The organism is Streptomyces sp. NPDC098789 (genome assembly GCF_044759975.1).
Lineage (GTDB): Bacteria > Actinomycetota > Actinomycetes > Streptomycetales > Streptomycetaceae > Streptomyces.
In genome coordinates this window covers 624,520-634,109 of sequence record NZ_JBIWAJ010000003.1, presented here as the reverse complement: position 1 = coordinate 634,109, position 9,590 = coordinate 624,520, and the positions used below count along the sequence as shown (strand labels likewise).

The window sequence follows — 9,590 nt, the reverse complement described above, 5'->3', positions numbered from 1 at the left end:
CGCTCCACGAGTCCCAGCGCGAGAAGAACCTGGATAAACGGCGCGGTCACCGCCCACGGCTCCAGGCCCCCGGCACCGGCCGACGCCCCCTGCTAACCCTCGCCGACCGGCTCCTGGCCACCGTCCTCCACCACCGGCTCGGCCTGCCCCAAGTCGCCATCGCCACCCTCTTCGGCGTCTGCCCTGAGACGATCAACAGGCGCATCCGCGACATCCGCCAGCTCCTGAAGACGATGGACCACACCATCACGGCCGCCGGCTGCCAACTCACCACACTGCAACATCCCTACGACCACGCGAGCGCGGTCGGCATCACCCTCCCGCCGGAGATCAAGACGGCGAGTTAATAATCCGCAGGCCCTTAGCGTTTCCGCATGCGTCAAGAGCACCGGCCGCCGAAGCGGCCCGGGACCCGCGTCACCCGCCGGGGCCGACTGGCGATCTTCATCGGTCTGCTGGTGGCGACCGGGGCGGTGGTCGTGGTCCCCCTCCTGTCGGACGGGGGCACGGAGAGACCCCCGCAGCTGCGCCGACTCGTGATCCCCGAAGGGTGGCGGGCCACGCAGGTGTACGCGGCGGTCGACCGAGAGCTGAAGCTCCCCGCGGGCTCGGCCAAGACGGCGATCGCCCGAGCGGGACTGGAGCTGCCCGCCGAGGCCAAAGGCAATCCGGAGGGCTTCCTCTTCCCGGCGACGTACCCGCTCTCCCGGGAGACCACCCCGGCCGGGCTCCTCGCGTACATGGTGCAGACGGCCAATCAGAAACTGGCCGCCAAGCCGGTCGCCGCCGGAGCCAAGGCCCAGGGCATGACCCCCTACCAGACGGCCACGCTGGCCAGCGTCATCCAGGCGGAAGCCGACACCCCGGCCGACATGGGCAAGGTCGCGCGGGTCGTCTACAACCGGCTCGCCAAATCGATGCCGCTACAGATGGACTCGACGATCAACTACGCGTTGAACCGTTCCACCGTGGACACCGCACTGCGCGACACCCGGATCGACAGCCCCTTCAACACCTACGAGCGCCAGGGCCTGCCACCGACACCGATCGACAGCCCGGGCGCGACGGCCATGGCGGCCGCGGTCGCACCGACACCGGGCGACTGGCTGTTCTTCGTCACCGTGAAGCCGGGTGACACCCGCTTCTCCGCGACCTACGAGGAACACAAGCGCCACGTCGCGGAATTCAACAAGCACCGCGCGGCCGCCCGCAAGGCGTAGCGGGCGTCTGGTGTGCACCCCGCTACCCCGGCTACCCCGCTACCCCGCGGCGCCCGCCGGGACGGGCGGGGCGAGGAGGCGGCGCAGTGCGCGAGCGGCGGCGCCGCCCGCCCGGTTGGCGCCGATGGTGCTGGCCGAGGGGCCGTAGCCGACCAGGTGCACCCGGGGGTCCCGGACCGCCCTGGTCCCGTCCACACGGATGCCGCCGCCCGGCTCGCGCAGGTGCAAGGGGGCCAGGTGGTCGATCGCGGCCCGGAAGCCGGTGGCCCACAGGATCACGTCCGCGTCCACGCGCCGGCCGTCGTCCCAGGCCACGCCCGTGGGGGTGATCCGGTCGAACACCGGCAGGCGGTCCAGGACGCCCGAGGCCAGCCCGGCGCGCACCGCCTCGTTCAGCGGCAGCCCCGTCACGCTGACCACGCTCTGCGGGGGCAGTCCCCGGCGCACCCGCTCGTCCACCAGCGCCACCGCGGCCCGCCCCTCGGCCTCGCCGAAGGAACCGTCGCGGAACACCGGGGGCCGCCGGGTCACCCAGGTGGTCTCCGCGGCGACCCCGGCGATCTCCAGCAGGTGCTGCACCCCGGACGTGCCGCCGCCGACGACGATCACCCGGGCGCCGGCGAACTCCTCGGGCCCCGGGTAGTTCGCGGTGTGCAGCTGGCGGCCCCGGAAGGTCTCCTGCCCCGGGTAGCGCGGCCAGAACGGCCGGTCCCAGGTCCCCGTGGCGTTGATCAGCGCCCGCGCCGACCAGGTCCCGGCGGTGGACTCCACGAGCAGCCGCCCGGCCTCCCCCTCGCGCACCGCCGTCACGTCCACGGGGCGCCGTACGCGCAGCCCGAAGCGCTCCTCGTACGCGGCGAAGTACTCCCCGATCACCTCGGAGGACGGGCGCTCCGGATCGGCGCCGACCAGCTCCATCCCCGGCAGCGCGTACATGCCGTGGACCTTCCCGTAGGTCAGCGAGGGCCAGCGGAACTGCCAGGCGCCGCCCGGTCGGGGCGCGTGGTCCAGCACCGTGTGCTCCAGTCCCGCCCGCCCCAGGTGGTACGCGCTGGACAGCCCCGCCTGTCCGGCGCCGATGACCACCACGTCCACGTCGCTCACGAAATCGTTCACGGTTGTACCAACTGGGCGCGGCCCCGAGATCTTCCCGCCCGGGGGCCGAACCGTCAGACACCTCTAGTCTCCGTGTGCCCGCAGGACCGCCGGCACCGGACCCGTCGGCTGGAGGGTGAGGCCGGGGAAGACCTCGGCCCGCCGCCCCCCGGTGTCCAGGTGGAACCGCTGGCCCAGCACCGCCAGCACCAACGCCGCCTCGACCAGCGCGAAGCGGGCCCCGAGGCAGGCCCGCGGGCCGCCGCCGAAGGGGAACCAGGCCTGTTCCGTCACCGCCGCCGCGGCGCCCGGGTCCCACCGCTCCGGGTGGAAGGCCGTCGGCTCCGGGAACCAGCGCGGATCCCGGTGCACGGACCACGGGCTCGCCCACACCAGCGTCCCGGCGGGCACCTCGCGCCCGCCGATGGTCGCGCCGTGCGTGGCCACCGCGGAGATCAGCCAGATCGGCGGATAGATCCGCAGGGCCTCCTTCACGACCTGCTGCGTCCACACCAGCCGCGGGTAGTCGTCGTAGGTCGGCAGCCGCCCGCCGAGCACCCGGTCCAGCTCCTCGGTGAGCCGGGCGCGCGCCTGCGGCGCCTCGGCCAGCAGCTGCCAGGCCCAGGTCAAGGTGGTCGAAGTGGTCTCGTGGCCGCCGATGTACAGGGTGATCGACTCGTCCCGCAGCTCCGTGCGCGAGAGCGGCCCGCCGTGCTCGTCGCGGGCCGCGAGCAGCCGGCTGAGCAGGTCGTCGCGCTCCTCGCCCGCCGCCGAGGCCGCCTCGTGCTCCCGTACGACGTGCTCGATCTCCCGGTCGAGCACGCGCACGGCAGCCCGCATCCGGCGCCGCCCCGGCGTGCGGACCCAGGGCGGCAGGAACAGCGTCAACCCGCGGAACTCCGCGCCCAGTTCCCGCTGGGCCGTGGCCATGGCCGCGCTGATGGGAGCCTCGCGGCCCGCGGCGTCGCCACCGAACAGGGTCCGCACCGCGATCCGTTGGGTCAGCCCGGCCATCTCCCGGTGCACGTCGATCCGCTGGCCCTCCCGCCAGCCGCCGGCCAGCGCGTCCGCGCACTCCACCATCGTGGCGGCGTACGAACGGACCTGGCGCGGTCGGACGGCGGGCTGCACCAGCGCACGTTTGCGGCGCCAGTCCTCACCGGTGGCCACCACCACGCCGTTGCCCAGCAACTGCCGAAAGGCCCAGCCCAGTTCCGAGGGCTTGAAGCTGCCCTCGACGGCTCCCAGCAGTTCGGCGGCGTGCTCGGGCCGGGAGACCAGCACGTTGCGCTGCGGCCCCAGCGCCCAGGGCACCCAGTCGCCGTACTCGTCGCGCAAGGACTCGAAGAAGGCCAGCGGATCGCGGGCGAACGCGGGAAGGTTCCCGAGCAGGGGCCACCGGCGCGGTCCGCGCTCGGCTCCCACGGGCGGCAGGGTGGCGGTCACGCAGGCATGGTGGCAGCGCCCCCGCCAAGGCACCAGAGCCGCGCCAGAGCCGCGCACCGTCACGGCTCGGGTGGGCTGCGGCTCAGGCGGCGCGGCGGGCGCTCAGCCAGTCGTACGCCGCGTCCGCCGAGAACTGCGCCTGCCCGGCCCGGAAGAGCAGCCCCGCCGTCGCGAAGGCCGGGTCATCGGCGCTCCGCGCCACGTACGGGATCGCCACGCAGGCCATCCCGGCGGCGTGCGCGGCCTCGGCTCCCGGGGCGGCGTCCTCCACCACCACGCAGTCGGCCGGTCGCGCCCCCAGCCGCCGCGCCGCTTCCAGGAAGACGTCCGGCGCGGGCTTGCCGTGCGGGACCTCCTCGGCGGAGACCACGGTGGTCAGCAGGGCGTCCAGCCCGGTCCCGGCGAGCACGGCGTCGATCGCCTCGCGCGAGGACCCGGAGGCCACCGCCATCGGGACCCCCTCGCCGTGCAGTCGCTCCACGAACTTCCGCATCTGGGGGAAGGCGTCGGTCCGGGCCCGGGCCAGCTCCAGGTAGCTCGCGTTCTGCTCGGCGAGCAGCTGCTCGACGGGGGCCCGCAGCGCGTACCGCTCGCGCAGGATCTCCAGCGTCTCCAGGGTGCCGATGCCGATGAAGCGCGCGTGGTCCTCCCACGTGAAATCGGCGACGCCGTGCCGCTCCAGGGTGAGGCGGCCGGACTCGTAGTAGTTCGGCTCGCTGTCCACGAGGGTGCCGTCGAGATCGAATATGACGGAAATCATCCGTTGTGCCCGTCCTGCCGGTTGCGTACGTGTCCCGTCCATCCTGTCAGGGTTTGCGAGCGGACCGGCCCACGGACTCGACGAGGGGGAGCAGCCGGTGCGCGACCCGCTCGCGCAGCGCCACCTCGGTGCGGGTGCGGACCACGCCCGGCAGCCGGATCAGCCCCTGGATCACGTCCTCCAGGTGCGCGTTGTCCCGGGCCGCCACCCGGGTCAGCAGGTCACCGCCACCGGTGATCGAGAAGGCCTCGATGATCTCGGGCACGGCGGCCAGCGCCTCGCCCACCTCGTCCAGGTGCCCCTGCGTGACCTCGATGTGCACGAACGCCAGCACCGGGTGCCCGAGCGCCGCGGGGGACAGCACCGGGCCCGTGCCCGTGATCACCCCGGTCCGCTCCAGCCGGTCGAGGCGGGCCTGGAGGGTGCCGCGCGCCACGCCGAGGCGGCGCGCGTACTCGCGCAGGCTGGTGCGCGGCTCCTCGATCAGCAGCCGCAGGATCCGGGTGTCCAGCTCGTCCACGGCCATGGGTCCGGGGGCCTTCCGTCGGGCGTCGCGATGGCTCCCGGACTGTACCAACGGCTCGTGCGACGACCGCCCGCGCGGCCGGCGGCCCGCCGGAGCCGCCGCCCGTACGCCCCGCCCGTCCCCTCAGCGCCGCCCGCGCGGTGGCCGGGGGAAGAATCCGCTGGTCCGCTCCAGGTACTCCGCGTACCCCGGTCGCCCCGCCATGTGCCGCTCCAGCAGTGCCTTGCCGCTGCCGGCCGTGAGCAGGTACGACATGACCAGTGGCGCCACGACCGTCGCCGCGGCCGCGCCGGGGGAGTCGCAGACGATCAGGAAGAGGCCCCACCACACGCAGAAGTCCCCGAAGTAGTTCGGGTGCCGGGTCCAGGACCACAGGCCCCGGTCCATGATCCGGCCGCGGTTCGCCGGGTCCGCCTTGAACCGGGCCAGCTGGTGGTCGCCGACCGCCTCGAAGGTGATCCCGAGCAGCCACAGGGCGCTGCCGACCGCCGCGAGCGGCCCCATCGGGCCCGTCACGTACTGCCCCGCCTGCACCGGCAGCGACACCAGCCACACCAGGGCCGCCTGGAGCAGGTAGACCATGCGCAGCGCGTACAGGTTCCGCCCGCGCGAGCCCGCCGCCCCCGCCCGGGCCAGCATGCGCTCGTACCGCGGGTCCTCGCCGTGGCCGCGCCCGCGCGCGGCGATGTGCCCGGCCAGCCGCAGCCCCCACACCACGGTGAGCAGGGTCAACAGCAGCCTGCGCCCGCCGTCCCCGTGCCCGGCGGAGGCGGCGTACGAGGCCGGCGCGACCGCGGCGAAGGCCGCGCCCCACGCCACGTCCACCCCGCGGTGCCGGCCGAGGCGCACCCCCAGCGCGAAGGCGACCAGCAGCACGGCGAGGGCCGCGCCCGCCGTCACCGGCAGGCCGGTCGCGAAGGCCGCCCATTCCATCAGCGGCCCCCGTCCCGCTCGGCCAGCACGATCTGGTGCACGTCCAGGTACCCGGAGGCGAACCCGGCCTCCGAATAGGCGAGGTAGAAGGTCCACATCCGGCGGAAGGCCGCGTCGAAGCCCAGCGCGCCGACCCGCTCGGAGCGCTCGCCGAAGCGTTCCCGCCACAACCGGAGCGTCTGCGCGTAGTGCGCGCCGTAGCCCTCGCACCGCTCCACCCGCAGCCGCGTGTGCGCCCGTGCGAGGTCCTCCACGGCCCGCACCGACGGCAGCATCCCGCCGGGGAAGATGTACTTCTGGATCCAGGTGTAGGTGGTGCGGGTGGCCAGCATCCGGTCGTGCGGCATGGTGATCGCCTGGAGCGCCACCCGCCCGCCCGGCGCGAGCAGCCGGTCCAGCGCGCCGAAGTACGCCGGCCAGTACTCGACGCCCACGGCCTCGATCATCTCGACGCTCACGATCGCGTCGTAGCTCCCCCGCGCCTCGCGGTAGTCGCACAGCCGCACCTCGGCCCGCGCGGCCAGGCCCGCGGCCGCGATGCGCCGCTCGGCGAGCGCCTTCTGCTCCCAGGAGAGGGTGAGCGAGACGACCCGGGCGCCGCGCCCGGCGGCCCGGATCGCCAGTTCGCCCCAACCGGTGCCGATCTCCAGCAGCCGGGTGCCCGGACCGACCCCGGCCCGGTCGAGCAGCATGTCGATCTTCCGGTGCTGGGCCGCGGCCAGCCCCGACCAGTCGGCGGGCAGCGCGCCGAACACGGCCGAGGAGTAGGTCATGGTGGGGTCCAGGAACTCGGCGAACAGCTCGTTGGACAGGTCGTAGTGGCGCCGGATGTTGCTCCGGGCGCCGCCCGGGGTGTTGCGGTCGGCGTCGGGGTGACGGGCGGCCCACAGACCCCGCAACCGCTGCAAGGACGGCGGGATCAGCGACGCGACGTTCCCCGCGAGGACGGTCAGCACCGCCACCGGGTCCGGCGCGTCCCACTCGCCGGCCTGGTAGGACTCGCCGAAGCCGATCAGGCCGCCGGTGGCGATCCGGCGTACGAACGCCCGCGGATCGGTCACCGAGAGCTCCGGGCCGCCCCGCCCCAAGGTCCGGCCCGCGGCGCCCTCCGGGGCCAGCCTGACGGTCAGCGGCAGCCGGTCCAGGGCCCGCCGGATCAGCAGCCCGCCGACGGCGGCCCGCACGCGCGAGCACCGGGGCACCGGCGGGGCGGCGGGGACGACCGGGGCGCCGTCCGGGGCGGGCGAGGTCGCGGGCGAGCCCGGGCCCGTGGGCGCCGTCGGGCTCGTGGTCGTGACCGTGGTGGACGTCGTGCGCGTGCTCACTTCACACCCTCCTGGGGGACGTGCGGGGGACGGGGCTGGACGGGCACCCCGCGCAGCCACAGCCGGATGCCGTGGAAGCGGATGCCGAGCGAGACGGCGGCGGTGGGCCAGGGGCGGCGCAGCGCCGCGCGCAGCACCCCGGCCGGGTCGGCGGGCCGGCGCGCACCGCGGACGGTCGCGGTCAGCCGGGTGCCGGCCCCCGTGTCGAGGCGGACGGTCAGGACGAGGCGCTCACCCGGTACCGGCAGCCGCATCCGGTAGTCCCCGGAGACCGGCAGGAAGGGCGAGACGTAGAACTCCTTGCGGGCGTGCCCGGCGCCGGTGGCCGCTTCGGGTCCCAACAGGTAGCAGTGCCGCCCGCCGTAGGTGTTGTGCACCTCGGCGACCACGTGGCGCAGCTCGCCGTCCGGGCCGTGGCACCAGAAGACGGACAGCGGATTGAAGACGTGCCCCAGGACCCGGGCGTGCGCGAGCATCAGCACCCGCCCGCCCGCGGGCGGCGCGCCCCGCGCGGCCAGGAACCGGTCCAACCCCGCCCGGATCGACGGCAGGTCCCCGCCGAAGTGGTCCCGCGCGTCGAACCGGGCCAGCGCGCGCAGCACCCGGGGCAGCCGCGGCAGCCGGTCGAGGTCCACCAGCCACAGCGAGGTGCGCTGGTGCAGCGCGTACGGGTGGGGCCCCGAGCGCACGTGGGTGATCACCGACGGGTACAGCGCGGGCTCGACGCCGTCCACGGCGCCGACGGCGGGCGCGGGGGCGGGTGCGGGGTGGGCCGCACGGATCGGGGCCGTCACCACTCCACCCCCAGCGCGGCGGCCGCCGCGGCCCCCGAACGGCAGCCGTCCTCGTGGAACCCCCAGCCGTGATAGGCCCCGGCGAAGGCCGTCACCGGCCCCGACAGTTCGGGCAGGCGCTGCTGCGCGGCCACCGATTCCGGCGTGTAGAGCGGGTGCGCGTAGTCCATCTCGGCCAGGACCAGCTCCGGCCGCACCCGGCCGTCGGCGTTCAGCGTGACGACGTAGGACTCGGGCCCGTCCAGCCCCTGGAGCCGGTTCATGTCGTAGCTCACCCGGACCCGCGCGTCGCCCGGCCGGCAGCCCGAGAGCCGGAAGTTCCAACAGGCCCGGGCGCGCGGGCCGCTCGGCAGCACGGACGCGTCGGTGTGCAGCACGGTCCGGTTGCGGGAGTACGCGAACGCCCCGAGCGTCGCGCGTTCGGCCGGCGTGGGATCGGCCAGCAGGGCCAGGGCGCGGTCCGCGTGGACGGCGACCACCACCGAGTCGTACGTCGCCCAGGTGCCGTCGCCGAGGGTGACCCGCACCCCCTGCGCGCCGCGGGCCAACGCCCGTACCGGAGTCGAGGTCCGCACCGCCGCCGTGCCCAGCGCGTCGCGCACCAGGCGCACGTACCGGGCCGAACCGCCGCTCACGGTCCGCCAGTCCGGTGAGCCGCCGACCGACAGCATGCCGTGGTGGTCCAGGAAGCGGAACAGGTACCGGGCCGGGTAGCGCAGCGCGGTGTGCTCCGGACAGGACCACACGCAGGACACCAGCGGGATGGCGAAGTGGGCGCTGAAGTAGGCGCCGAAGCGGTGCCGGCGCAGGAACTCGCCGAGCGTCGGATCGTCGTCCGGCGGGGCCGCCAGCAGCTGCCGCGCGCGCCGGTGGAACACCGGGACCCGCGCCAGCATCCCCAGGTACGCCGGGTCCACGGCATTGCGCGGCCGGGCGAACAGACCGCTCGGCCCGCGGGCCCCCGCGTACTCCAGCCCGCACCCCTCGCAGTGCACGGACATGCTCATGCTGGTGCTCCGGGTGGCCACCCCCAGCTCGCCGAAGAGCCTCAGCAGCTGCGGGTAGGTGCGGTCGTTGTGCACGATGAAGCCCGAGTCCACGGACCGGACCACCCCGTCGGACCCCTTGACCTCGTGGGTGTGCGCGTGCCCGCCGAGCCGGTCGTCGGCCTCGTACAGGGTCACGTCGTGGGCGCGCGCGAGCACGTACGCCGCGGTCAGCCCGGACACGCCCCCGCCGATCACCGCCGTGCGCGGCCGCCCCTGTCCTCGCTGCGTCATCGTGCTCCCTCGCCGTCGGTGGTCGCGGCCCCGGTGGTCGGCCGACGCGGGCCGGACACCCCCGTACCCGTACTTCGGAGCCGGAGCCGTTTCGGATGCCCCGGCATTCGGCCCAATGCGGGACCGCGCCGCATCCGCCCTCCCCGCCCGCCGCGAAGCACCATGAGAAGGTCCGGCCGACAGGGGATCGGCAGTGCCGAAGGGAGAGAGC

The 9,590-nt window shown here is 74.9% G+C and carries 10 protein-coding genes; 2 read left to right on the top strand and 8 right to left on the bottom strand.

Annotated elements, in window-relative coordinates:
* A partial coding sequence (locus ACIQWR_RS10105) for a transposase family protein (RefSeq protein WP_404006380.1) occupies positions 1-347 on the top strand: 347 nt, incomplete at its 5' end.
* A gap of 27 nt (positions 348-374) precedes the next feature.
* Positions 375-1,220, top strand: coding sequence for an endolytic transglycosylase MltG (gene mltG / locus ACIQWR_RS10100; RefSeq protein WP_404006378.1), 846 nt, complete (start codon positions 375-377; stop codon positions 1,218-1,220).
* Between the two features lie 39 nt (positions 1,221-1,259).
* Here the strand turns inward: mltG and ACIQWR_RS10095 are convergent, their stop codons facing one another.
* The 8 genes from ACIQWR_RS10095 to ACIQWR_RS10060 all read right to left on the bottom strand — a co-directional run bounded on the left by ACIQWR_RS10095 (position 1,260) and on the right by ACIQWR_RS10060 (position 9,379).
* On the bottom strand, positions 1,260-2,336 hold the full coding sequence (locus tag ACIQWR_RS10095) for an FAD-dependent oxidoreductase (protein ID WP_404006376.1): 1,077 nt from the start codon (positions 2,334-2,336) through the stop codon (positions 1,260-1,262).
* Positions 2,337-2,399: 63 nt separating this feature from the next.
* Positions 2,400-3,761, bottom strand: coding sequence for a cytochrome P450 (locus ACIQWR_RS10090; RefSeq protein ID WP_404006374.1), 1,362 nt, complete (start codon positions 3,759-3,761; stop codon positions 2,400-2,402).
* Between the two features lie 82 nt (positions 3,762-3,843).
* Positions 3,844-4,521 (bottom strand): HAD family hydrolase, encoded by a 678-nt coding sequence (locus tag ACIQWR_RS10085; protein WP_404006372.1) that lies wholly within the window; start codon positions 4,519-4,521, stop codon positions 3,844-3,846.
* A 46-nt stretch (positions 4,522-4,567) separates the two neighbouring features.
* Entirely contained in the window at positions 4,568-5,047 is a 480-nt protein-coding gene (locus ACIQWR_RS10080) for an Lrp/AsnC family transcriptional regulator (RefSeq protein WP_354379367.1), read from the bottom strand.
* A 123-nt stretch (positions 5,048-5,170) separates the two neighbouring features.
* Positions 5,171-5,980, bottom strand: a complete 810-nt coding sequence (locus ACIQWR_RS10075) for a DUF1295 domain-containing protein (RefSeq protein WP_404006370.1) — start codon at positions 5,978-5,980, stop codon at positions 5,171-5,173.
* Positions 5,980-7,305 carry a class I SAM-dependent methyltransferase gene (locus tag ACIQWR_RS10070; RefSeq protein WP_404006368.1) on the bottom strand — a complete coding sequence of 442 codons (1,326 nt, stop codon included), beginning with the start codon at positions 7,303-7,305 and terminating at the stop codon, positions 5,980-5,982. Before ACIQWR_RS10070 ends, ACIQWR_RS10075 begins: the two co-directional genes overlap by 1 nt.
* Positions 7,302-8,099 carry a DUF1365 domain-containing protein gene (locus tag ACIQWR_RS10065; protein ID WP_404006366.1) on the bottom strand — a complete coding sequence of 266 codons (798 nt, stop codon included), beginning with the start codon at positions 8,097-8,099 and terminating at the stop codon, positions 7,302-7,304. Before ACIQWR_RS10065 ends, ACIQWR_RS10070 begins: the two co-directional genes overlap by 4 nt.
* Entirely contained in the window at positions 8,096-9,379 is a 1,284-nt protein-coding gene (locus ACIQWR_RS10060; RefSeq protein WP_404006365.1) for an NAD(P)/FAD-dependent oxidoreductase, read from the bottom strand. Before ACIQWR_RS10060 ends, ACIQWR_RS10065 begins: the two co-directional genes overlap by 4 nt.
* Positions 9,380-9,590: the final 211 nt, after the last annotated feature.

Excerpts from the sequence above, each read along its gene's own strand:
- mltG (WP_404006378.1), top strand. The coding sequence starts at position 375 with ATGCGTCAAGAGCACCGGCCGCCGAAGCGGCCCGGGACCCGCGTCACC.
- ACIQWR_RS10085 (WP_404006372.1), bottom strand. The coding sequence starts at position 4,521 with ATGATTTCCGTCATATTCGATCTCGACGGCACCCTCGTGGACAGCGAG.
- ACIQWR_RS10080 (WP_354379367.1), bottom strand. The coding sequence starts at position 5,047 with ATGGCCGTGGACGAGCTGGACACCCGGATCCTGCGGCTGCTGATCGAG.
- ACIQWR_RS10075 (WP_404006370.1), bottom strand. The coding sequence starts at position 5,980 with ATGGAATGGGCGGCCTTCGCGACCGGCCTGCCGGTGACGGCGGGCGCG.
- ACIQWR_RS10060 (WP_404006365.1), bottom strand. The coding sequence starts at position 9,379 with ATGACGCAGCGAGGACAGGGGCGGCCGCGCACGGCGGTGATCGGCGGG.